General features: G+C 60.2%; 17 protein-coding genes. 3 read left to right on the plus strand and 14 right to left on the minus strand.

All coding sequences use genetic code 11. The annotated features are described in order from the left end of the window. Positions 1-181: 181 nt before the first annotated feature. From ET418_RS07695 to ET418_RS07725, 7 genes are all read right to left on the minus strand, one after another. Positions 182-1,330, minus strand: a complete 1,149-nt coding sequence (locus ET418_RS07695; protein WP_149307022.1) for a Na+/H+ antiporter NhaA — start codon at positions 1,328-1,330, stop codon at positions 182-184. A gap of 200 nt (positions 1,331-1,530) precedes the next feature. Beyond that, the gene (locus tag ET418_RS07700; RefSeq protein ID WP_149307023.1) at positions 1,531-4,494 is read right to left on the minus strand and encodes an NAD-glutamate dehydrogenase domain-containing protein; all 2,964 of its coding nucleotides are present in this window, start codon (positions 4,492-4,494) and stop codon (positions 1,531-1,533) included. A 75-nt stretch (positions 4,495-4,569) separates the two neighbouring features. Further along, the gene (locus ET418_RS07705) at positions 4,570-6,204 is read right to left on the minus strand and encodes an anaerobic C4-dicarboxylate transporter (RefSeq protein WP_149307024.1); all 1,635 of its coding nucleotides are present in this window, start codon (positions 6,202-6,204) and stop codon (positions 4,570-4,572) included. 55 nt (positions 6,205-6,259) lie between these two features. Then, complete coding sequence (aspA, locus tag ET418_RS07710) at positions 6,260-7,678, minus strand: aspartate ammonia-lyase (RefSeq protein ID WP_149307025.1); 1,419 nt, start codon at positions 7,676-7,678, stop codon at positions 6,260-6,262. Positions 7,679-7,940: 262 nt separating this feature from the next. After that, positions 7,941-9,353, minus strand: a complete 1,413-nt coding sequence (locus tag ET418_RS07715) for a sigma-54-dependent transcriptional regulator (protein ID WP_149307026.1) — start codon at positions 9,351-9,353, stop codon at positions 7,941-7,943. After that, positions 9,350-10,984, minus strand: a complete 1,635-nt coding sequence (locus tag ET418_RS07720; protein WP_246152981.1) for a transporter substrate-binding domain-containing protein — start codon at positions 10,982-10,984, stop codon at positions 9,350-9,352. Before ET418_RS07720 ends, ET418_RS07715 begins: the two co-directional genes overlap by 4 nt. 193 nt (positions 10,985-11,177) lie before the next feature. Beyond that, positions 11,178-11,915 carry a sulfite exporter TauE/SafE family protein gene (locus ET418_RS07725; protein ID WP_149307028.1) on the minus strand — a complete coding sequence of 246 codons (738 nt, stop codon included), beginning with the start codon at positions 11,913-11,915 and terminating at the stop codon, positions 11,178-11,180. 217 nt (positions 11,916-12,132) lie between these two features. Between ET418_RS07725 and ET418_RS07730 the strand changes: the two genes are divergently transcribed. The 3 genes from ET418_RS07730 (at position 12,133) to ET418_RS07740 (ending at position 15,925) form a co-directional block, all read left to right on the plus strand. After that, positions 12,133-13,437 (plus strand): radical SAM family protein, encoded by a 1,305-nt coding sequence (locus ET418_RS07730; RefSeq protein WP_149307251.1) that lies wholly within the window; start codon positions 12,133-12,135, stop codon positions 13,435-13,437. 530 nt (positions 13,438-13,967) lie between these two features. Beyond that, on the plus strand, positions 13,968-14,363 hold the full coding sequence (locus ET418_RS07735) for a hypothetical protein (RefSeq protein ID WP_149307029.1): 396 nt from the start codon (positions 13,968-13,970) through the stop codon (positions 14,361-14,363). After that, positions 14,360-15,925, plus strand: coding sequence for an HD domain-containing protein (locus tag ET418_RS07740; RefSeq protein WP_149307030.1), 1,566 nt, complete (start codon positions 14,360-14,362; stop codon positions 15,923-15,925). Before ET418_RS07735 ends, ET418_RS07740 begins: the two co-directional genes overlap by 4 nt. 422 nt (positions 15,926-16,347) lie before the next feature. Here ET418_RS07740 and phoU read toward each other — a convergent pair whose 3' ends face one another. From phoU to ET418_RS07775, 7 genes are all read right to left on the minus strand, one after another. Next, positions 16,348-17,019 carry a phosphate signaling complex protein PhoU gene (gene phoU / locus ET418_RS07745; RefSeq protein WP_149307031.1) on the minus strand — a complete coding sequence of 224 codons (672 nt, stop codon included), beginning with the start codon at positions 17,017-17,019 and terminating at the stop codon, positions 16,348-16,350. A gap of 85 nt (positions 17,020-17,104) precedes the next feature. Next, positions 17,105-17,863: a phosphate ABC transporter ATP-binding protein PstB gene (gene pstB, locus ET418_RS07750; RefSeq protein ID WP_149307032.1), complete on the minus strand. Its 759-nt coding sequence runs from the start codon at positions 17,861-17,863 to the stop codon at positions 17,105-17,107. An 11-nt stretch (positions 17,864-17,874) separates the two neighbouring features. Continuing rightward, positions 17,875-18,717, minus strand: coding sequence for a phosphate ABC transporter permease PstA (pstA, locus tag ET418_RS07755; protein WP_420819515.1), 843 nt, complete (start codon positions 18,715-18,717; stop codon positions 17,875-17,877). Further along, positions 18,714-19,649, minus strand: coding sequence for a phosphate ABC transporter permease subunit PstC (pstC, locus tag ET418_RS07760; protein ID WP_149307033.1), 936 nt, complete (start codon positions 19,647-19,649; stop codon positions 18,714-18,716). Before pstC ends, pstA begins: the two co-directional genes overlap by 4 nt. Before the next feature lie 281 nt (positions 19,650-19,930). Further along, the gene (pstS, locus tag ET418_RS07765) at positions 19,931-20,962 is read right to left on the minus strand and encodes a phosphate ABC transporter substrate-binding protein PstS (protein WP_149307253.1); all 1,032 of its coding nucleotides are present in this window, start codon (positions 20,960-20,962) and stop codon (positions 19,931-19,933) included. Between the two features lie 102 nt (positions 20,963-21,064). Further along, positions 21,065-22,834, minus strand: coding sequence for an ATP-binding protein (locus ET418_RS07770; RefSeq protein ID WP_149307034.1), 1,770 nt, complete (start codon positions 22,832-22,834; stop codon positions 21,065-21,067). A 2-nt stretch (positions 22,835-22,836) separates the two neighbouring features. After that, positions 22,837-23,520, minus strand: coding sequence for a response regulator transcription factor (locus ET418_RS07775; RefSeq protein WP_149307035.1), 684 nt, complete (start codon positions 23,518-23,520; stop codon positions 22,837-22,839). Positions 23,521-23,620: the final 100 nt, after the last annotated feature.

Consider the following 23,620-nt stretch of genomic DNA (forward strand, 5'->3'; position numbering starts at 1 on the left):
TGAAGACGCAGTTATTCACCACAAAGACACAAAGGGCACAAAGGATTCACCGTCCTAACGGCGAAAAGGTATTCACCCTGAAGCCGAGTCCAGCCAATTACAAAATTGTCATATAACTAACTGAAATCATCCTCTGTGTAGCTTTGTGTCCTTTGTGTCTTTGTGGTGAACTGCTGTTTCTCTAGTAATGCTTCTTGACGCGCAACAGCCGCGCGGCAACCATGCCGATTCCGGCCGCGGTAATGCTCAACATGGCCCCCATCTTGGCCGCCCCCTGGAGTGAGGGGTCGGCGAAGGCCTCACCCGCCACGAACAGGGCCACGGTGAAGCCGGTGCCGGCGATGATGCCGGCCACCAGGAGGTCGCTGCGGTGCATCCCCCGGGGCAGGCCGAAGCCGAACCGGGTCGCCAGCCAGCCGAAACCGAAGATGCCCAGGCTCTTGCCACAGAGCAGGGCCGCCAGGACCAGCCAGGTGGCGGTCCCCAGGCTGGAAAACCCGACCCCGGCATTGGCCATCCCGAACAGGAACATCCCCACGTCCACCACCGCCTTCCATTCGTGTTCGAACCGGGACAGGGGCGAGCGGTCGCCCGGGTCCTCCTCGAAGAGCAACTTGGTCTCGCGGCGGCTATGGGGGAGGAAGGGAACGATGAAGACCAGGGCCAGGGCGGGATGGAGATGGGCGTGGTGCAGGCCGCTCCAGCTCAGGACGCCGCCGCAGATGACGGCGGGCCAGTAGCTTTTGACCTTCAGACGGCGCAGGCCGTAGGCGACAAGCATCCCCAGGGCGGTCAGCAGCAGCCATAGCGGCGCCACCGGGTGGCTGGGATCGGGGTAGAAGATAGCGATGATGGCCAGCCCCACCGCATCGTCGGCCACGGCCAGAAGGAGCAGATAGGATACGGCCGGGTGGGTAGCGCCGAAGACGGCCCGGGCTACCAGCCAGGCCAGGGCGATATCCGTGGCCGTGGGGATGCCCCACCCGTTGCGCAGTTCCGGTCCGCCCACCAGGGCGTTCAGCCCCAGGTAGACCGCCACCGGCCCCAGCACGCCCCCCAGGGTGCCCAGGAGCGGGTTGACCGCCCGGGAGGGAGGGTTGAGGGCGCCCCCCGGCAGGCAGCTCTGGGTGATTTCCACCGCGGCGATGCCGAAAAAAAGCACCATGAACAGTTCGTTGGTGATGAAGTGGAAGGTGAGCCCCCCCGCGAGCGGCTGGTGCAGGAAGGCATGATACCCGGTCGGGGCGAGGTTGGCCCAGGCAAGCGCCACCACCACGCCGGCGAGCATCGGCACGGAAAATTCGAGCAGCAGGTTGAAGCGTCGTTTCATGGGGCCGTCCACATGCCGTTTTCGTTAGACTCCTCCGGCATGGGTGCGGCGAATGCCCTTCCGAGCCGGTTCTTCGTTTGAACACCAAAATAGCGGCAACGCCACCGGCTTGTCAAACGTTTCCCCGACAACGGGGCCGGCAGAATCCCTTTCCGGATCCTGTTCGGCCCCGTGCTAGGCCGCCTCCCGAGAGCGGTCTCTCACATCGCTGGAAAGTTCCGGGCGATATGTAGCTTGAGTATATCCTCGAAGTCGCTTTCCCGGTCGCCGCGGTAGACCATTGAGGAGCCGAGTTCCGCCGCAAGGATGGCCGAGCGGTACTTCTGGGGCAGCTTGGCGATGCGGCGCCGATAGCGAGGCTCGTCGCGGATCATTCGGGGGAGATGGGACAGGATCACCCGGCGGAACAGCGGCTGGAGGCAGAGTTCGGGGCGCGCCTGAAAGAACCTGAACAGGCGGGCGTAGTGGCCGTTGATCTCACTGCTAATGGCGTCGGATATCTCGGTGCAGAGCAGGGTCGGCTCCTCGCGCCGGCGACGGAGGATGAGGTGCGCCTCATCCCCGGCCCGCTGTTCCAGGATGGCCAGGACATCGCCCACATAACGCAGCTTCTGCTGCAGGAACTCGCTTTCCGAGAAGAGCAGGTTGGCGATGATCTCGTAGGATGACGAGATGACGCCGCACTTGTTGGCCGAGGCGTCCCGCATGATGATGACGCCTCGCTTCTGCAACTGCAGGCGGGCATCGGGGGTAATGAAGGAGTTGGCCCCTTCCACGATAGCCCGCGCCGAGGGGGTGCCGTCTGCCAGGAAGAAACGCTCCCAGTTGTTGATGTCGATGGTTTCGGGCCGGCCGCCGCCCGGAATGAACAGGTCGGTCGGGGTATCGAAGACCAGGCCGCCGAACTCGCGGGAGAACTCGTCTACCGAGATCCACTCCTCCCTGAGTCCCGCGTCGGTCATGGTCATCTTGCGGTAGAGCGCCCGCAACCCCTCGGTGCGGCTGCCACTCCGGAACAGCATGAAGCCCCCCGGATGAAGTTTCCGGGGGTCAAAGGCATCCAGGTCCTCCTTGAGCAGGATGCGGCTGAGTTCCTGGTGATCGGCGCCCAGCAGGTCGAACAGGGCTGCGGTGCCGTCCAGGATCAGTCTGATCTGCATCACGGGGCAACGATCCAGCATGATCCGCATGGCATTTCCGGCCACATCGCCGTTGGGACCGCCGGTGAATTTGACGCTGAACGGCTCCCGGTGCACGTCGATGCCCAACTCCTGCATGGTCAGTTCGGCAAATCGCACCACGCCGGTGGAGGTGACGCCGAACTCCTTGTGGTTGATCCCCACCCGCTTGCTGGACATGATGCCGATACCCAGGAGGTAACCCCGCGCGGCGGAGAGTTTGGCGATGGACTCGATCATGCTGTCGTGCATGTTCTCGTCCGGACCAATCTCGATCGCCTCATCCTCACGGTAGTAATCCACCACCCTCTGGTGCTCCGCGACCCCGTCCCTGGTGACAAAGATATCCAGAAAGGCGTTGGTGATCCCGTACTGGAGCTTGTACAGCCGCCAGGTTTCCAGCTCCCGCTCCTGGGGGGTCAGGTCCGCAACATCCAGGAGCACGACCATCTTGGAGCCCCCTTCATAGATGTCCTTGTTTTTCAGGTGCTGAGTATGTGCCAGGACGAAATTTTCCCGGAAGATGGTGTTCCCGTTGGTGATGAAGTCGTCCGGGGTACGGGCGATGACCGTACGCCAGCCGCCGCGGGCGATGTCGGAAAAACCGATATGGTAGCCGAAGCCGAAGCGGCTGAAGAAGAAGGTAACCCGGAACGGCGTGGCCTGGGGCAGATCGCCGGTGAACTCATGGCCGAGAAGAGCCAGGTAGGAGGGGTCGAGGCGGAACGCCAGGGCCTGCTTGTCCAGGACAAAGTAGTTGGTTTTGAGGGTGTGCTGGATGAACAGCAGGGCGCAGCGAAATATGGTGCGGCGGATCTCGTCCAGGAAGCGGTGACCGGTGTTGTACTCCGCCACGATCCTCCCGGTCTCGGCAAGGGTTTGCTCGAAGACATCGGCACGGTCTGCGATGGCCGGATCAAAACGGACACAGAAGAGTTTCGCCAGTTGCATGGCTATTTCCGGGTGGGAGAGAAAGGCGCTGCGCACATCGTCCAGACCGAAGCGGTCGGGCTGGTTGTGGGCCAGATTGGTGTGGCAGAAGGCGATAAAGGCGTTGACCAGCGACCCTTCTTCGCCGCTCATGACCCCGGTGGTCACGAAATCCTGATAGGCCGGGGAGGTGGTCGCCAGCACCTGGGTGTTGTAGAGTTCGTTCTGCAGGCGGCTGAACAGTTCACTCCCCCTGTTCAGGACGTTCCCGTCCCGGCGGCGGACATAGAAGGTGCCGAGGAAATAGGGGTGAATGCCGTTGGAGACGGTCAGGCAGTAGGCGTGGTTGACCCCGAGGTCCAGGCGGTTGAAGACCTCCATCACCTGTAGCAGGAAGTCCTTTTGCGGCGGATTGGCCACCGCGAAGTGGACCTGCGACTCTCTGCCCCCTCCCATCTCCTCCACGTCCAGATAGAGCCCCCCCGCCCGATTCGCCTTCTGGAAGAGGTTCAGGACCCGGGCAGCCCGATCCGGCCTGGCGCCCCGCACATAGCTCTCGTTGTTCAGCCAGATGATGCGGAGCAGCCGGTCCAGGTCCCCCAGGGCAAAGTCGGGATGGTTCTTCCTGATGGCCGTGGCAATCCGACCCCTGATGGCGGGCGGCACAACCACATCCTTGCCGGCCTGAATCTCCTGGTTACTCTTCCGGTCGAACTCGAACCTCTGGATCTCAAGGGTCCTCTCCGTGCCGGGCAGCGGCTCCTCCGAGTGGGCGATCAGGGCATAGGATATCTCGCGCTCCGGGATACGACGAAGGGTGTCGTAGAGTGAACCAGGAACATTGGGCAGAGCCTGGATCAGCGCCTTTTCCCGGTCGGCCAGAACGAGCCGGCGATTGTGGCGCAGGGTCCCCATCTCCCGCTCCAGGAGGGCAAGCGCCTCCGGTTCGTCATTCATGGCGACAAAAAAATACGGGTTCATCTGTTTCATGAGCCAGCAGCGGTTGCCGCGCCTTTCATCCGGTTTCACCGTGGTATGTGCTCTCGGTGCCTTCATGGTGTGTCATCCCCGTTGTTACAGCCGGAGCGCGCCGTGCAAGCGCGCTCCGGGCAGGTTGTTGGTGTCAGCGCATCAGAACAGAAATTTTACCAGCAGGAAACCGATGCCGATGGAACTGAAGGTCGCCACCAGGCCCGGGATCATGAAGCTGTGATTCAGGACATACTTTCCGATACCGGTCGTGCCGGTGCGGTCAAAGTTGATGGCCGCAACGACCGTCGGATAGTTGGGGATGAAGAAGTAGCCGTTGACCGCCGGGAACATGGCGATCAGGAAGGGAGCCGGGATGCCTAAGCTGATGCCCAGCGGCATGAGCGCCCGCACCGTGGCGGCCTGGCTGTAGAGCAAGACCGACAGCGCGAACAGGGCGAAGGCGAACAGCCAGGGAGCCTGGGTAACCAGGCTCTTGATGGAGCCGCTCAGTAAATCCATGTTCCCCTGAAAGAAAGTGTCCCCCATCCAGGCGATGCCGAAGATGGCGATGACCGCCTGGACACCGGCGATGAAGACGCTCCCCTCGGCCACCTTGGCCACCTTGACCCGGCAGATCAGAAGCATCAGGGCCGCAATGGTCAACATGACGATCTCGATGACATGGGGCATGCCCATCTTTTCCTTGTTTGTGGAGGGGCGCTTGTCGTCGAATTTGACGATGTGGTAGCCGAAGGGGGTTTTGATCACCTCGGTGAGGTCTCCCGTTTTTTTCAGTTTGGCACAGGCCTTCTCGATCTCCGGGAGCAGCTTGCCCTTGGACTGCCACCCCAGGTCGCCGCCGTTGGCGGCGGTGGCGTCGATGGAGCATTGGCGGGCTACCGCCGAGAAGGTGCCGCCCGACTTCAACTGGACCAGGGCGTCCTTGGCCTCGTTTTCGCTTTTCACGAGGATCTGGCTGATCCTGATATCGTTGCCGACACTCCATTCAGGGCGCATCTGGGGGAACGAGCCGAAGAGGACCACGAGGATCGCGCCCAGCAGAAAGAGGGCCACGGCAACCTTCGCCGTCGCCGGGGTGTTCTCCAGGGAGGTGCGTTCCTCGCTGCCGCCCGCCCCATGGGGGGCGGCAACCAGCCCGTCTTTCAAACGCTGCTGATACTCGGGGTCCTTGTCCAAGTCCTTGCCCAGCTTGTTGGAGACGAAGGCGGCGATCAGGACACCGGCCAGGGTGGAGGGGATGCAGACTTTGAGGATGTCGATCAGTTCCACGTTGAAGCCGAACTTGGCCGCGGAGCCGCCCAAGAGACCGAGCAGGGCCACGGTGGCCGCTGCGATCGGACTGGCGGTGATGGCCTGTTGCGACGCGATGACCGCGATGGACATGGGGCGTTCGGGGCGGACGCCGGTTTCCCGGGATACCTCGGCAATGACCGGCAGCACCGAATAGGCCACGTGTCCTGTCCCGGCAAACAGGGTGAAAAAGTAGGTGACCACCGGCGCCAGGAAGGTGATGCGGTCCGGGTTGCTGCGCAGGATCTTTTCCGCCAGCCCGACCAGGTAATCGAGCCCGCCCGCGGCCTGGAGAACCCCGGCAGCGGTGACCACCGCGGCGATCATCAGCATGACGTCGATGGGTGGTGCGGTGGGTTGCAGGTGAAAGACAAAGGTCAAAACCGCCAACCCGATCCCCCCCATGGCCCCGAGACCGATGCCGCCCAGCCGGGCGCCGATGAAGATGGCAGCCATTACCACTGCGAATTCAAGCCAAAACATGATTGTTCTCCCTTCTCTTCCTGAATGTCGTTCGTTCTGAGTCTGCGGGCGCGGATTACGCCTTGCCGCCGGCGATGAATCGGGGGTGCATCAGGTTCTCGGTGGACAGCACCTCGTCGAGAAGCGCTTTGTCCATCAGCTTCTTTTCCAGGACCAGGTCGTACACCGACCTGCCGCTGGCCAGCGCCTCACGGGCAACGGCCGCCGAATTCTCGTAACCGATGATCGGGTTGAGAGCGGTTACGATGCCGATGCTGTTGAGCACCATGGCGCGGCAATGCTCCTTGTTGGCGGTGATGCCGTCGATGCATTTGTCGGCCAGGACCTTGAAGCCGTTGCAGAGCATGGAGATGGAGTTGAAGAGGCTGTAGCCGATGACCGGTTCCATCACGTTCAGTTCCAGCTGTCCGTTCTCGGCCGCCAGGGTCACGGTCAGGTCGGCGCCGATCACGGAGTAGGCGATCTGGTTTACCACCTCGGGCATGACCGGGTTGACCTTGCCCGGCATGATGGATGAGCCGGGCTGGAGCGGCGGCAGATTGATCTCGTTGAGGCCGCAGCGGGGACCGGAGGAGAGCAGGCGCAGGTCGTTGCAGATCTTGCAGATCTTCACCGCCACCCGTTTCAGGACCGCGGAGATCTGGACATAGGCGCCCGTGTCCCAGGTGGCCTCGATCAGGTTGGCGGAGGTGACAACCGGGATTCCGGTCAGGATACGCAGATGCTCGGTGACGATCCGCGTGTATTCGGGGGGGCTGTTGATCCCGGTTCCGATGGCGGTCGCCCCCATGTTGATCTCCAGGACCAAATTGCGGGCTTCGCGGACCCGCTCGATGTCCTCGCCGATGGTGGTGGCATAGGCGGAGAACTCCTGGCCGAGGCTCATGGGGACGGCGTCCTGGAGTTGAGTCCGCCCCATCTTGAGGACATCGGAAAACTCCGCCCCTTTGGCGGCAATGGATTTCTGCAGATACTGCATGCAATCGATCAGGCCGGACAGTTTTTGGTGCAGGGCGATGCGGAAGGCGGAGGGATAGGCGTCGTTGGTGGACTGGGAGCAGTTCACATGGTTATTGGGGTGGCAGTACTTGTACTCACCCTTTTTGTGGCCGAGGATTTCGATGGCCCGATTGGCGATCACCTCGTTGGCATTCATATTGGTGGAGGTGCCGGCCCCTCCCTGGATGACGTCCACCGGAAACTGGTCGTGAAGTTTGCCGGCGATGATCTCGTCGCAGGCAGCCACAATAGCCGCGGCTATCCCGTTCGGGAGCACGCCCAGTTCCATGTTGGCCAAGGCCGCGGCCTTCTTTACCTGGGCCAGGGACCAGATCAGTTCCGGTACGGAAGAGATGGGGATGCCGGTAATGGGGAAATTTTCCAGAGCCCGCAGGGTCTGGACGCCGTAATAACAGTCGTTGCTGATTTCTCTCTCTCCCAGAAAATCGTGTTCGGTACGATGGGTCGTGGCCATGGTCTGCTCTCCTCTGCATTTTGTGTGGTTGGCTGAAATTGATCAACAAGGTAGAGAGCATCGATGATGCCAAAACGGCCCACGATCACAACATGCCGTATTAACACACTATTTTAAAAGAAGATGGCCTTGGATACGGATGAAAGGGGTATGCCGGAGGGAAAGCCGTAGGCGGGATTAGTTATAAAACATATTAATTACGAAGAGTTATAATCAGGTATGCCGTGCGGAATAGTATTCCGCACGGCATACCCCTTTGAAATCAGGTGCGCAGATGCTTGAGGCGCTTGCTGAGGGTCGGCTGGGAGACCCCCAGCAGGCGTGCGGCGATGGATTGATTCCCTTGGGCCCGCCGGATCGCCTCGGCTACCAGCAGGTCGATGACCTCGTTGAAGCCGGGCAACCGCTCGGCGCAGAAGAACGGGTTGGCAGCCGGGTCGCCTTCCTGCCCGGCCGGGGTGGTATCGGGTCGTTCGCCGATTGCCCGCGTGAAGGCCGCCAGGGAGAGCACGCCGCCCTGGTGGGAGCTGACGGCATCGTAGACCATGGCCTTGAGTTCCCGCACATTGCCGGGGAAGTCGTAATTGGCCAGGAGCAGCGCCATCTCCTTGGGCACGGTCGGCTTTTTCCTGCCGAACTCGTGTGCCGCTTCCTCCAGGAAATGGTCCAAGAGGAGCGGGATATCGTCCTTGCGCAGGCGCAGCGGGGGGATATGGACATGGTGCGCCCGCAAGCGGAAGTAGAGGTCTTTGCGAAACTCGCCGGTTTTCTGGCGGCCGGCCAGGTCCTGGTGGGTGGCCACCACGACCCTGGCCCGCATCCGGCGCGGCCGGTCGCTGCCGACCGGGTAGTACTCACCCTCCTGAAGCAGGCGGAGCAACTTCACCTGGGACGCCGTGCTCAGATCGCCGATCTCGTCAAGGAACAGGGTCCCCTCCCCGGCCCGCTCGATCACGCCCGGCCGCGCCTCGGCGGCGCCGGTGAACGCTCCTTTTACATGGCCGAAAAGGGTATCCGATACCATGTTGTCGTCCAACCCGGCCACGTTGACCGCCACCAGTTCCCCCTTGCGGCGGCTCAGGCGGTGCAGGGCGCGCACGACCAACTCCTTGCCGACGCCGCTTTCCCCCGTGACGAGGATGGGCTGCGAACTGGACGCGATCGCCTCGATATACTGGAAGATGGACCGCATCCCCTTGTCGGCGGTGACAATGTCCCTGAACGCCTCGGGATGTTCCAGCCGGTCGTTCAGGAACCGGCGGCGCATCTCCCGGTTTTCCTGGCGGAGTTCCTGTTCATGGATGGCTCGCCGCACCCCGCTGACGATCCGCAACTCCTCCGCGGTCTTTACGTAGAAGTCGAAGGCCCCGGACCGCATGCAGTTGACCGCCGTCTCCAACTGGTTCAGGCCGCTGATGATGATGACCGTCACCTCGGGATGCTCTTCCGTGACCCGGCAGAGCAACTCTTCCCCGGAGAGATAGGGCATGGTCAGGTCAAGGAGCAGGACCCCCACGCGGTTTTCGGCGAGCATCCCCAAGGCTTGCCGGCTATCGTTGCAGGTCAGGATATTGGTGATGCCGGCCCGCTCCAGGCTGATACTCATGGAGTAAAGCCAGTCCGGCTCGTCGTCCACCAGCAGGATGCCGAAGGAAGGGTACAGGGTATCGTTCATGTCCGTCGCTCCTTTTCGGGGATAGGAAGGGTCATGCGCACGGTCGTTCCCCGCCCCGGCTGCGAGGTGAAGGTGAGCGTGCCGTTGTGCTCTTTGACGATGCCCGAAGAGACCGACAGACCGAGGCCGGTGCCGCCGTTCTCCCGCTTGGTGGTGAAAAACGGGTCCGTCAGGTGGGGCAGGTGCTCCGGGCTGATGCCGGTCCCCTCGTCGCGCACCTCAAGCACCACGACCTTTTCTTCGGGATCCACAAAGGTCGCAAGGGAAATGGCCCGGTCGGGTCCCGGCAGGGCCTGACAGGCGTTCACCAGCAGATTCACCACGACCTGCTCAATCCGTTGGGCGCTGCCCCGCACCAACGGGATAGCCTCGCCATAGGTAACGGTGAAATGCTCGGTACTCTTTTCCACCAGGTTGGCCATGAGGCGCAGCACGGTCCGCACCGTCTCGTTCAGGTCCACATCCGTCGTCAGCCCCGGTTCCTGCTGGCGGGCGAAATCCTTGAGATCCTCGACGATCATCTTGACCCGGCGGGAGCCCTCAAGGGTCTGGTTCATCAGGCGGGGCAGCGCCTCCCGCATCCGGGAGTAGCGCAATCCCGCGAAATCGAAATCGCCGTGGGTCCGGTAATACTCCTCCAGGATCGGCTCCGCATCCCGAAACGCCTCCATCATCACCGGCAGGTTGAGCAGGATAAGGCCGTTGGGGTTATTGATCTCATGGGCCACGCCGGATACCAGGACCCCCAGGGCCGCCATCTTGTCGGCCTGGACCAGTTGCTGCTGCCGGTTGCGCAACTCCTCCTCGGCATGGCGGCGTTCCGTCACTTCGCTGGCCAGCTCCGCCGTCCGCAGGGCGACCTCCCGCTGCAGGGTGCGCGACCAGAGCAATATGCCCCCCACCAGCAGGACCAGGGGGGCGACAACGATCGCCCCGTACTTGAGCGCCTGCTGCCAACTGATGCCGGGAGGCTCCATGACGCCGAGCCACTTGTTGTAGATCCGCTGGTATTCGCCGGTGTTCTTGAGGATGGCCAGCCCTTCGCTGAAACGCGCCTGGAGGGCCGCATCCCCTTTGCGCACGGCAAAGCAGTAGTTCTCGGCCGCCACCGGCGCCCCCACGGCCTGGAGGTTGGTAAGGCCGAGTTCCCGGATCAGGTATTGCCCCGGCAGTTTGGCCATCACCGCGTAATCGTGCTTGCCGGACGCCAGAAGGCGCAGCACATCGGCGTGGGTTTCCGCCCGGATGATCCGTGCGCCGACGTTCTGCGACGTGAGGTATTCCTGCATGATCCCGTCCTTCAGGACCACAACTTCCTTGTCGCGCAGGTCGGCAAGCGTCGCGACCGGCGATCCCCCCTTGCGGGCGAAGATCGAATGATGGACGACGATGTGGGGAGGGGTGAAATCCGCCGTCAAGGCCCGCTCGTCGGAATAGGAAATCCCTTCCAGCACGTCGACCCTGCCGTCCTGCAACGCCCGGCGCATATCCGACCAGGCGCCGAGGCGGATTTCGACGGTAAAGCCCATCACCCGGGCGATGGCCCTGGTCAACTCCACGTTGTAACCGGTCGAGTTGCCGTCCTTGTCGATGAATTCGTACGGGGGATAGCTCCGGTCGCCGCCGACCACAATAGGCGTCTTCGCCTCGCCGGCGGCGTAAAGCGTACCCGCAGCCAGGGTCGATACGAGGAAAAGGAGCGCGGCTGTTATGAGAAAGGGGGAAATTCTGATGATGCACCTCCACGACTTCGGACGAGGCCAACGCCGTATATTTGCATGTAATCCGCCACGGTGAAAGGAAAAATATCCGTGCCGCGCCGGGCTACCACCCCAGGGCCAGTTTCAGCCCCAACACCCCGCCCAGGGCCAGGAAAAGGGTCCTCACCAGCCGGTATCCCGTGCGGCGCCCCACCCGCGAACCGAAATACGCCCCCAGCATGGCGCCGGCCGTGGAGGGGACCATCAGCCTGCGGTCGGCAAAACCGGCGCCAGCGTAGACGGCCACGGCGAAGCAGTTCCAGAAGAAGGCGATTACGTAGTAATAGCCCAGGGCCGTGAGCAGGGGAAAGCCCCGGGCCTTCGACAGCAAAAACGAGGTGAACAGGCCGTTGCCCGAACCGAAGAACGATTCGTAGACCCCCAGGGGAAAGGCCAGTGCGCCGGTCGTCCGGCGGGAGAGGCGCGGTTCCGCTTCCGAGCGCCCCAGGCTGGGGTTGAGCCCGACCGCCGCCACCAAGGCGATGATGATGAGCCCGATAGCCCGCTTCAGGATCTGCTCATCCACGTTGCGCATCACGAGGGTGCCGACATACGCGCCCCCAAGCCCGAAGCAGACCATGAGCCTGATGAGCGGCCAGTCCAATACCCTGCCCCGGAGATAGTTGCGGGCGGCGATCAGGGTCCAGGCCGCGCCGTTCATCTGGTTGGAGGCGATGGCCACCGGCAGGGGGAAACCGAGGGAGAGCCAGACCGGGGTGGTCAGCATGGCAGCGCCGGCGCCGCTCATGGAACTGAGCAGGGAGGCCAGGAATGCGACGGTAAAAACGATCATGGAGTGCATGCAAGAAGGCTTTCCACGGCAATAAGATTGCTTTCAGTGTGTTTTTCGGATAATTTTACCACAGTATGGCAACGGACACTATGCCGTTATGAACCATCCGCGCAGCCTGCGTCAGCCTCCCGCATTCTTCCCGGCCTGCGCAGCGAACCGTGGGGGAATCCCACGCTACAGAGAAACGAACCACCAGGAAACCAACGTGCCAAAAAAACTGCCCAAAATGCTGTACGCCGATGAAAAAGGGAATATCTACGATCACCCCGAACTGTGCATGGCCGGGATGAACGGAAACGTACCGGTGCTGCCCGAGGATGTGGAGTTGATCCCGCTGCCCGAGGACAGCCGGATGTTCACCATGCCCGCCATGCCGCCCATCGCCTGGGACGAGCGCAAGAAGAGCTTCGTCACCCTGGACAGCGTCAGGGAGGGGAAGCGGACGCGGCGCATCCAGGCGGTCTCCGCCTTCATGGCCCCCGGCTACGTGCGCACCCTGCTGCCGGCCTGCGACTATTCCCGCAAGGCGGTCCAACTGCCGCTCTGGTCCTACACCGCCGTGGGGTGGGACGAGGAGCGGGACTGCTTCGTGGTGGCCGCGTCCAAGGTGGACAGCAACAGCAACTGGAACCCGGTCAACTACGACGACCGCACCCTCGACCCGCTGGTGCGCCAACGGCTGGCGGAGATGCCGGGCAACCGCCTGTTGGAACAGTTGTCCCGCTGCGCCGTGGACTACCACTGCTTTGCCGCGAAAAACCTCTTCTACCGCCGCTGGGAAGCGCCGTTGCCCACCTCGCCGGTGTGCAACTCGGCCTGCCTGGGGTGCATCAGCCTGCAACCGTCCGAATGCTGCCCGTCCAACCACGAGCGCATCGGCTTCGTGCCGACCCCGGAAGAGATCTGCCAGATCGCCCTCCCCCACCTGGAACAGGCCGAGCAGGCCATCGTCTCCTACGGCCAGGGGTGCGAGGGGGACCCGATCCTCCAGGCCGACACCATCGCCGAGGCGACGCAACGCCTGAAAAAGGCCACCAGCCGCGGCACGATCAACTTCAACTCCAACGGGTCGATACCGGAGCGGGTGCAGCTTTTGTGCGACGCGGGGATGGACTCCTTCCGCTTCTCCATGAACTCGGTGCGGGAGGATCTGTACAACCGCTACTACCGCCCCAAGGGGTACAGCTTCGGGGACGTGCTCCGCTCCGTGGCCATCGCCAAGCAGGCGGGGCGTTTCACCATGATCAACTATCTGGTCTCCCCCGGCGTCAGCGACGCCCCGGAGGAGGTGGAGGCACTGCTGCGCTTCGTGGGCGAGACCGGCATCGACATGATCCAAATGCGCAACCTGTCCATCGACCCGGATTTTTATAATAAAGAGATGGGGGTAGAGGGCAAAGGGATCGGCATGTATCGGCTGCTGGAGCGGTTGAAGCAGGAGTTTCCCAAGTTGCAGTTTGGGTATTACAACAGGACTAAGGAGAATTTTTTCCCGGAGGGGTTTGAGCAGGGGTGGCCGATCAAGGGATAAGAGGAGGGCGCATCGCGGCGGGATGTGCATTTTTTGTGGTTTGTAGACCTATCTCTGTGTTTGCTTATGCAGAGGATGACAGGCAAAGGGAGATGCCAATTAAGTATCCTGTCCCTGGAATTCCCAAGCGATAATGGCGGGAAATTTGAAATTAAGGAGACTGTTCCCGGATTAGTGACAACTTTAATTGCATCAAAAAGATACAATTCAAGACTTTCTAGCATGTTCCGAGTGCTATTTATGTATATGATATTGTATAGTTAGGCAAAATGCTCATGGAATGTTATTTTTTTTAACACTTTCCGAATAGTGTTGAAATTTTTAACATATTGATATTTATAGTTGAAATTTGAATTCGTATTGTGTAGAAGCATCACTGGTTCAAAATGTTGCCCTATCATGTATAGAGGGGTGACATAAACAATATTTACGGATGCGATTGATGCGAATGGGTGTATCATGATAAGGGAAAGAGGCGTAAATCGCGATTTTTCCTCTCACATTACGATGCAACGGCAAGGAGGCGAGCCATGCTTATGCCCATGACAGCAGAGGATGTTGTCGTAGGGATATTTTGTCACCTCAAGCAACACGACAAAGTTAAACTCAGTGCGGATCGAGAGTCCCTGCACAGGGCTTTCTTCGACATAAAAAAGAAGTTTCCTCGCACAATGTCGGTTTTCACATTCAGGGAGCGCGAACAGTTTCCCGAAAGTGTCCAGCTTGACCAAGCCTTGTCCAACTTGGATGCCGCCGGCCTCATCTCGCGGCAGAATCTCACCCCGAGATATTATCTCTTTGAAAATCCCCTGGTGAGCAGTTACGACAAGTTTTCAAAAAAAATTCTGAGTGATGCGGGGATAAAAGATGAGGATGTTGAGGCGCTCGCCCGCGAAATCGAAACCCTAGCGATTTGCGGACGATGATGGCGGACTCGTTACCTACTCCGCTTGAAGCGTTTTACAGCGGGCTTCATGATTTCGCGCAGGAGTTTGCCGGCAACAAGCGTTATCACAAAAAATTCCCCAAGGATGCCAAGATAATTCACGATCCCCTTTGGGGGACCATCAAGCTTGAACCATGGGAGGTCGCTTTACTGGATCTCCCACTTTTCCAGAGACTGCGACAGATACACCAAACCTCCCTCGTCTCCTATGTCTTTCCAGGGTGCAGCCACACAAGGTTCGAACATACTCTCGGCGTAGTTCAGCAGGCGCAGCGCCTCATTGACGCTGTGAACAAACAGTACCCTCTCGATAAACCCCGTTATGAGCCAACCACTGTGAGAAGTCTCCGTCTGGCCGCTCTCTTCCATGATTGCGGGCACTCATGTTTCAGTCACATCAGCGAGGAGCTTTATGAGGCGTGCCCCGATATGGTCGCCTTCCGCGAAACTGAGAAATTCTCCAAATGCCATCCGCATGAGGCGTTCAGCGCGCTGATTCTGCAGTCTGAACCGGTCAGGCAATATATCGCCGAGATAGAAAAACAATATGAGATCGAATTTGACATTCAGAAGGCTGCTGATTGGATAACAGGCAAGCCCGATACCGAAAATGGAAAACGACATTATGAAACACAGGTGATCAATGGGCCTTTTGATGCGGATAAATTGGACTACATCTTTCGAGATGCCCATTATAGTGGGGTCCCTGTCGGCCTGGACCTAGACAGATTATGGGCATCATGTCGTGTAGATAAGACGGAAGCGGACGAGAAGGTACTCACCCTTCATCAGGCAAGCGTGGCCCCGTTAGAGCAAATCCTTTTCAGCAAGATCAATCTTTTCGCCATAGTATATCAACACCCAAAAGTCCGTGCTGCGGAAAAGATGTTCCAGTCCATCATAGAGGAGGCCAAGGAGAACCCTAAGGCCTGTCATTTCATGGTCTCTGGGCGTGCGTTGGACCTGAACAAGGCGACGGATTATCTGTGGCTCACTGATGAGGTTTTTTTTGCGGAGGCGTTACACCGAGATCATGATGATCGACTGCACAGAAAGCTACATGATATCAGATATCGGCGTTTTCTGGTCAGAGCGCTCACCATAAGCAATGACTCGGTAGACAAGGATTGCCATGAAGGTTTCATACAACTGCGTAAACTCAACCAGAGGGGACCTGAGATTTACAAGGCGAAGCGAGAAATCGCTCAAGAGATTATAAATGCCGCGGGCCTTAGGGGCGAAGTTGAATTGCGGGATGTATGGGTTGACTTGCCATCAGACCCTTCCTTCGGGGAGGCGGATAGGACGTTTGTGAGAACGTCTGCTGGCACACTGCGCAAGGTCAGTGATCTGTTCCCCATCCACTATTGGACCGAGTTGTATCAAAAATACAAATGGCGTGGGCATGTATTCTGTCCTCAGGAATTCCAGCAAAAAATCCATGAGGCGGCTTTGGATGTGTTTAATAGTTGCTTCGGACTGAAATTCAATAAGTCGGCGGGCGAATCGGCACATGTTCCAGAGCCGAAAGCGACGGCATAAAAAGCAAGGAAGATGATGTTTAGAACGTTATTAAAATACATATCCCCTCGATATTTTCAAACCAAATCCACATAATCTGAAAAAGAAATTATAATTGAACGCCTCCAAGAACAAGAATTCCGGGGACAGTATACCTAATTGTCTTGGCGTCAATTTGGGCCTCGTCTGTTTCAAACAAGACGAGCACCATAACACACCCATCGCACTTCTACATTCCCACAAACCCAAATTTCAACGTAAAACAGAGTGTTAAAAAAATAACCGTAAAACACCCAATCCCCTATTCCCTTGATATCACGCGATAAAAGGCCCCATAAACCCACCCCGCAACTCACCATTGCGTCATTTTGAAACAAAAAAAGCCCGGAGGATATCCGGGCTTGTGGGTGCCTTTTTCAAAAATGCCGCAGGGTCCATCCCTCTCAGGCAATAGTATGCCGGATATCCTTCCCCTTGACCATGAAGATCACCATCTCGGCGATGTTGGTGGCGTGGTCGGCAATGCGCTCCAGGGACTTGGCCACGTAGTTGAGCTTCATGGAACGGGAGATGGTACTGGAGTCCTCGATCATGAAGGTCAGCAACTCCCGGTGGATCTGCTCGTTGATCTCGTCCACGAAGTTGTCGTCGTTGCAGACCTTGATGGCCAGATCGTCGTCGCCGTGCACGAAGGAGTCCAGGGACTCCTTGACCATCACCTCGGTCCAGTGGGCCATGCGGGGGATGTCGATATACGGTTTGAGCTGCGGCTCCGCGTTCAACTCCTTGGCCCGCTTGGCGATGTTGGTGCACTGGTCGCCGATGCGCTCCAGGTCGGTAACGATCTTGAGGGCCAGGGTGATGAACCGCAAGTCGCGGGCGGCCGGCTGGCGCAACGCCAGGAGTTCCAGGCAGCGCTCGTCGATGTTCACCTCCAGGTTATTCACCTCGTGGTCCATGGCGATGATACTGTCGGCCAGGGGGGTATCCCGCTCCACGAGCGCCTTGACCGACCCGGAGATCATCATCTCTACCTTGCCGCCCATGGCCAGGAGCATGCTGCGCAGCTCGTCCAGCTCTGTGTCGAATGTTGCACTGAAGTGTTCACGTTCCATATATCGTCATCCTTTCCATCCCGGCAACCGGTTGGTGTGTTTTTTTGTTCATGGGGGCCGGGATAGAGCCCGCCGGCCGGTTCCTCTAGCCGAATCTCCCCGTGATATAATCCTCGGTCTGCTTCTTCTCGGGGTTGGTGAAGACCTTGCGGGTCTCGCCGATCTCCACCAGTTCGCCGATGTAGAAGAAGGCCGTCACGTCCGACACCCGCGCCGCCTGCTGCATGTTGTGGGTAACGATGACGATAGTATACTTTGATTTCAAGTCCTCGATCAACTCCTCGATCTTGAGGGTCGAGATCGGGTCCAGGGCCGAGGCCGGTTCGTCCATCAGGATCACCTCCGGCTTGACGGCGATGGTCCGGGCGATGCAGAGGCGTTGCTGCTGGCCGCCGGACAGTTCCACGGCCCCCGTACGGAGGCGGTCCTTGACCTCGTCCCACAGGGCCACCCGCTTCAGGCTCGACTCCACGATCTCGTCCGCATCCCCCTTCTTCAACACGCCGTTCAGCTTGTAGCCGGCGATCACGTTGTCGTAGATGGACATGGCCGGAAAGGGGTTGGGCTTCTGGAAGACCATGCCGACCCGGCGGCGGATCGTGACCGGGTCCACGCCGCGGCCGTAGATGTCGGTGTCGTCCAGCATGATGGTGCCGGTCACCCGGGCGGAGGGGGTCAGGTCGTGCATCCGGTTGATGCTGCGCAACACCGTGGATTTGCCGCAGCCGGACGGGCCGATGATGGCGGTCACGCTGTTCTCGGCGACCTCCATGGCGACATTTTTGACGGCATGGTTATCTCCGAAGTGGATATTGAGGTCTCGTATGGCTAATTTGCTGTTCATGAAATGCCCTTTCAGGAATGTTTGCTTCTGCCGAGCCAGCGGGCGGCCAGGCTCAGGCCGAACATCAGCACCACCAGCACCAGGGCTCCGGCCCAAGCCAGACGGTGCCAATCCTCGTACGGCGAGATGGCGAAATTGAAAATCTGCAGCGGCAGGGCGGCCATGGGTTCCGTAAGTTTCTTGCTCCAGAACTGGTTGCCGAGCGCCGTAAAGAGCAGGGGGGCCGTTTCCCCGGCCACCCGGGCGATGGCCAGCAGGACGCCGGTGATGACGCCGGTCAGGGCGCTGCGCAGGGTAACCTTGATGCTGGTGCGCCAGAGCGGTACCCCCAGGGCCAGGGACGCCTCCCGCAGGGTGGCCGGCACCATTTTGAGCTGTTCCTCGGTGGTGCGCAGCACGATGGGGATCATGATGAGCGACAGGGCAAAGGAACCGGCCAGGGCCGAAAAGCCCTTGAGCGGCACCACCAGCATGCTGTAGGCCACCATGCCGGTGATGATGGAGGGGATGCCGGACAGGACGTCGGCGCAGAACCGGATGGCGGTGGCAAGCTTGCCGGTGCCGTACTCCGTCAGGTAGACCGCGCCGAAGATACCGATGGGGAGCCCCACCAGCGAGGCCATGCCGATCATGATGGCGGAGCCGGCGATGCCGTTGGCCATGCCGCCCCCCGCCTCGCCGGTCGGCTTGGGTATCTGGGTGAAGAAGTCCAGGGAGATGGAGCTGATCCCCATCTTGACGATGTGATAGAAGATGATGATGAGCGGCAGCAGTACCAGGAGCGTCGCCCCCCCCATCAACAGGGTGGCGGACAGGTTGGCCGTCCGGCGCAGGGTAATGGAACGCAGGATCATGCCACGCCTCCTTTCCACTTGCGGGTGACGCTCCAGAGCAGCATCCGGGCCAGGAAGTTGATCACCAGGGTCACGAACAAGAGGATCAGGCCGATCTCCATCAGCGCCGAGGCATGCATCTTGGTGGTGGTTTCGGCGAACTCGTTGGCAATGACGCTGGGCATGGTGTAGGCCGGCGACAGGAGCGACAGGGAGATTTGGGGGGTGTTGCCGATCACCATGGTGACCGCCATGGTCTCGCCGATGGCCCGGCCGAGGCCGAGGATCACCGCGCCAAGAATCCCGGAGCGGCCGTAGGGGAGCACGGCCATGCGGATCATCTCCCAGCGGGTCGCCCCCAGGGCGATGGCCGCCTCCTTCTGGCTCGACGGCACCGCCATCAGGACCTCCTTGGTGATGGAGGTGATGATCGGCACGATCATGATCATCAGGATAAAGACGGCGGCCAGCATGCTGACCCCGTAGGGCGCACCCCTAAAAAAGGGGAGAAAGCCGAAATGCTCGATCAAGAACGGCTGGATGGTGCTCTGAAGCCAGGGGGTCATGACCAGGATGCCCCACAGGCCGTAGATGACGCTGGGGATGGCGGCCAGGAGCTCGACCAGGGCGGCGGTGGCAGCGCCGACCTTGCGGGGCGCCAGTTCGGTGATGAACAGGGCGGTGCCGATACTCAGCGGGGTGGCCAGCAGGATCGCCAGAATCGAGGAAACGATGGAGCCGTACAGGTAGGGGAGCGAGGCGAACTCCTCCTGGACGGCGTCCCAGGTGCTGCCGCTGATGAACCGCCAGCCGAAACGGCTGATGGCCGGCAGGCTCTCCTTCACCATCTCGGCGGTCATGAGCAGAAGGATGACGATAATGCTGCAGGCGAGGAGCAGGGTGAATCCCCGGAATATGGCGTCCCCCTTGATGCCTTGTGCGCTGTTCTGCATGTCTGGTTCCTATCTTTTTACTCGTTTGTATCTGTTCGGATCGTATCAAGAACATGTTACGGACATGTTACGGAGCGGGAACTATCCAGCAACATTGTCAAGTTTGTAACATGTCGCCATTTTGTCAAATTCAGGGGACTGCCGGGGGGCGAGGGTTTTCCTCGCCCCTGCTCGGCGGCATACGGCAGCTGTTACACATGTCGGGCAAGAAAAAAGCGCGGGCGCCGTGTTGACGGCCCGCGCTCGGGATGACGGGGTAAATACATCTGCCCCTGAATTGATTAGTATTTAATGGTCTTGATGGTTTTTTCAACCATCTTCGCGACCGCTGCGGGGAGCGGCGCATAGAGCATCTCGGGAGCCATCCTCTGCCCCTTGTGCAGTTCCCAGTTCAGGAATTCCACCAGTTTCTTCCCCTTGACCGCATTCTTCTGGTGTTCGTACACCACCAGCCAGGTGAAACCGACGATGGGATAGGCGTCGTCGCCCGGCTGGTTGACCAGGGATACGCGGTAGTCGGCCGGCATGTGCTTGACCGCGCCTGCTGCGGCAGCGCTGGTGGTCTTGATGGAGGGCTCGACAAACTTGCCGTTTTTGTTCATCAGCGTGGCATAGGGGAGCTTGTTTTCGAAGGCGTAGGCCAATTCGACGTAGCCGATGGAGTTCTTGGTGTTCTTGATCTGACCGGCAACACCCTCGTTACCCTTGCCGCCCAGGCCGATGGGCCAGTTCACGGAAGCACCCTTGCCGACCTTGCCGTGCCATTCCTGGTTAACACTGGAGAGGTAATCGGTGAAGATGCTGGTGGTGCCGCTGCCGTCGGAACGGTGCACTACGATGATCGACTCATTGGGGAGCTTCACACCCGGGTTGTCGTCGGCGATGCGCTTGTCGTTCCACTTGGTGATCTTGCCGAGGAAGATATCGGCAACATCACTGGAGCGGAGTTTGAGCCCCTTGTGAACGCCGGGCAGGTTGTAGGTGACGACCACGGCGCCCATGACGGTCGGGATGTGCAGGAGCTTGCCCGGGGCGGCCTTGAGTTCGGCGTCGGAGAGGAATTTGTCGCTGGCGCCGAAGTCCACGGTGCCGGCGGTGATCTGCTTGATGCCGCCGCCGCTGCCGATGGACTGGTAGTTGAATTTAACCGAGGTATCGATCTTGGCGTACTCGCTGAACCACTTGGAGTAGAGCGGATAGGGGAAGGTGGCCCCGGCGCCGTTGATGAGCGTCTCCGCGGAAGCCTGGCCCGCAACGCAGACCGACGCCACCAGGGCGAGGGTCAGTACGGTCTTACGGATGGTTGAAAACATCATAATCCTCCTTGTTTTTGTAATCGTTATCGAAACAGTACAGGAGAAATATTACAGCGATGTTACGGACAGGCAAATTACCCGTAACAGAAACGGGCCGGATCAGGCAGCGGCAACGGGCAGGGTGAACGAGAAGATGGACCCCTTGCCGAACTCATTGTTGGTCACGGAGATCTCCCCGCCGTGCAACTGAACGATGTGTTTGGCGATGGCCAGCCCCAGTCCGGTCCCCCCCTGGTCGCGGCTGCGCGCCTCGTCCACCCGGTAAAAACGTTCGAAGATGCGGGGGAGATCCTTGAACGGGATGCCGATGCCGGTATCGGCGACGGCGATCTTCAGAAACCCCGGGTCATCGCCCTGGCGTACCGAGAGGGTCACCATACCCTGGGGAGGGGTGTACTTGATGGCATTGTCCAGCAGGTTCACGATCACCTGCTCCACGCGCCCCTGGTCGGCCAGCACCCGCGGCAGGCCGGCCGGGATGTCGAGCTGCATCCTGATGTCCTTCTTGTTGGCGTTCTCCTCCAGCAGCATGTAGGTCTTGCGCATGGTGCCGGAGATGTCCAGCGGGTGGCGGTCAAGGACCAGCGCCCGGGACTCCAGGGTCGAGAGGGTGAGAATGTCGTTGATCAGCGCGGCCAGCCGTTCGGAATGGCTGAGGATGATCTCCACAAAGCGCGTGGCCCGGTCCCCATCCGACTGAAGCGCCCCGTCCAGCAGCGTCTCGGCGTACCCCTTGATGACCGACACCGGGGTGCGCAATTCGTGGGACACATTCGCGACGAAATCGCGGCGGATATTCTCCACCTTCTTCATGTCGCTGATGTCGTGGAACACCGCCACGACACCGCTCTTCCTGCCATCCACGGCGAGCGGCGCCCAGTGGGTGAGCAGGGTGATCTCTCCCGGCTGGATGGTGATCTCCCGGATAAGCTCCTCCCCCTCGGCGGCCCCCAGGGCCGTAAAGGCCGCCAGGAGATCGGGATGGCGGGAGATCTCGATCAGCTTCTTCCCCTCCACGTCGCCCGAGAGGGAAAAGAGCCTGCGGAACGCCGGGTTCACCAGGGTGATCGCCCCCTCGGGCGAGGTGACCATCACCCCCTCCCCCATGCCGCGCAGGATCGTGTCCAATTGCTGCTTTTCCGAGGAGAGCCGCTGCATCTGCTGCTCGATCCGCTCACTCATGTCGTTGAGCACCCGGGCCAGGTCCCCCACCTCGTCATGGGCCGCCGCCGGTATCCGCACCGGCGATTCGCCGCGCCCGATGCGGGCGGCCGCCGCGGCCATGTTCCGCAGGGGACGGGAGGTCAGGTTGGAGAGGATATAGCTCAGCAGCAGGGCGGCCAAGGTGGTCAGCAGTACGGCGACGCCCACCACGCGATGCAGGGCATTGCTGGAGTTGGTGAGGTAGGACAACGGCATGGCCAGCCGCACAAAACCGTCGGTCCTGCCGCTCCCATAGGTCATGGCCACGTAGAGCATATCGGTCTTGAGGGTCTCGGAGTAGCGCAGGGCGATGCCGGTCCCCGAAGCGAGGGCCGCCTGCACCTCGGGGCGGTCCAGGTGGTTCTGCAACTCACCGAGCTTGGCGCCATTGACGTCCGAATCGCCGATAACCCGGCCATCGGGGGCGATCAGGGTCAGCCGCTCCCTGATGGTGGAGCCGACCATCTCGGCCAACTGCTGGGGAGGCAGCTTCATATGGTCGGACATCACCAGAAGGCGGGCCAGCTTGGCCTGGCTCTGCAGGTTCGTCCGGCTCTCCTCCACCAGGTTCGTCTCCAGGACATGGTCCATGTACAGATAAAAACTGCCGGCGATCGAAACGATCAAAAACAGATACGACAGCATCAATTTCAGGCGGAATCCCATCATCACTCCTCTATCTTGTAGCCGAAGCTGCGTACGGTCTTGATCAGATCGCCCGGTTTGCCCAATTTGCCGCGCAAGCGGGTGATATGGGTATCAACGGTCCGGGTGTCCCCCACATTGTTGTAACTCCACACGTTCTGCAGGAGCAGTTCCCTGCTCAGCACCCGGCCGGGGCGCTCCGCCAGGTAGAGCAGAAGCTTGTATTCGGTGCTGGTCAACTCCACCTCGTTCCCGGCGCTCAGCACGCGGTGGCGTTCGGTCTCTATGGAAATATCCCCGATGGAGATTCCCCCTTCGGCCGCGGATGCCGGCTGGCTGTCGCACCGTCTCAGGATCGCCCGGATGCGCAGCAGCAGTTCCCGCATGGAAAACGGCTTCACCAGGTAGTCGTCGGCCCCCACCTCGAAACCGACCACCCGGTCGATCTCCTCACCCTTGGCGGTGAGCATCAGCACCGGGACCTGGCTGGTGCGGCCGTCCTTGCGCAACTCCTTGCACACATCCGTCCCCATCATGCCCGGCAGCATCAGGTCGAGCACAACCAGGTCCGGGGGGTTGCGGCGCGCCGCTTCAAGGCCTTCCAGACCGTCATAGGACCACTGCATCTTGAACCCTTCCTTCTCCAGGTTGAACACGAGCAGTTCGGTCAGATCTTTTTCATCCTCGATTATCAGGATATTTTTCATCGGGGCCTCCCTGAGGCGCAGCAGAAGAATTTTCTTGTATTTTTACCCTTTTTTGCTTTCTTGTAACATAGTATTATTGCGATCATGTTACGAAAGGCCA

Origin of the sequence: Oryzomonas rubra (assembly GCF_008369015.1) — a bacterium.
GTDB lineage: Bacteria > Desulfobacterota > Desulfuromonadia > Geobacterales > Pseudopelobacteraceae > Oryzomonas > Oryzomonas japonica.

Bases quoted from the DNA above. Each gene is read 5' to 3' on its own strand.
- ET418_RS07695 (WP_149307022.1), bottom strand. From the start codon at position 1,330: ATGAAACGACGCTTCAACCTGCTGCTCGAATTTTCCGTGCCGATGCTC.
- ET418_RS07700 (WP_149307023.1), bottom strand. From the start codon at position 4,494: ATGAAGGCACCGAGAGCACATACCACGGTGAAACCGGATGAAAGGCGC.
- ET418_RS07705 (WP_149307024.1), bottom strand. From the start codon at position 6,204: ATGTTTTGGCTTGAATTCGCAGTGGTAATGGCTGCCATCTTCATCGGC.
- aspA (WP_149307025.1), bottom strand. From the start codon at position 7,678: ATGGCCACGACCCATCGTACCGAACACGATTTTCTGGGAGAGAGAGAA.
- ET418_RS07715 (WP_149307026.1), bottom strand. From the start codon at position 9,353: ATGAACGATACCCTGTACCCTTCCTTCGGCATCCTGCTGGTGGACGAC.
- ET418_RS07725 (WP_149307028.1), bottom strand. From the start codon at position 11,915: ATGCACTCCATGATCGTTTTTACCGTCGCATTCCTGGCCTCCCTGCTC.
- ET418_RS07730 (WP_149307251.1), top strand. From the start codon at position 12,133: ATGCTGTACGCCGATGAAAAAGGGAATATCTACGATCACCCCGAACTG.
- ET418_RS07735 (WP_149307029.1), top strand. From the start codon at position 13,968: ATGCTTATGCCCATGACAGCAGAGGATGTTGTCGTAGGGATATTTTGT.
- ET418_RS07740 (WP_149307030.1), top strand. From the start codon at position 14,360: ATGATGGCGGACTCGTTACCTACTCCGCTTGAAGCGTTTTACAGCGGG.
- phoU (WP_149307031.1), bottom strand. From the start codon at position 17,019: ATGGAACGTGAACACTTCAGTGCAACATTCGACACAGAGCTGGACGAG.
- pstB (WP_149307032.1), bottom strand. From the start codon at position 17,863: ATGAACAGCAAATTAGCCATACGAGACCTCAATATCCACTTCGGAGAT.
- pstA (WP_420819515.1), bottom strand. From the start codon at position 18,717: ATGATCCTGCGTTCCATTACCCTGCGCCGGACGGCCAACCTGTCCGCC.
- pstC (WP_149307033.1), bottom strand. From the start codon at position 19,649: ATGCAGAACAGCGCACAAGGCATCAAGGGGGACGCCATATTCCGGGGA.
- pstS (WP_149307253.1), bottom strand. From the start codon at position 20,962: ATGTTTTCAACCATCCGTAAGACCGTACTGACCCTCGCCCTGGTGGCG.
- ET418_RS07770 (WP_149307034.1), bottom strand. From the start codon at position 22,834: ATGGGATTCCGCCTGAAATTGATGCTGTCGTATCTGTTTTTGATCGTT.
- ET418_RS07775 (WP_149307035.1), bottom strand. From the start codon at position 23,520: ATGAAAAATATCCTGATAATCGAGGATGAAAAAGATCTGACCGAACTG.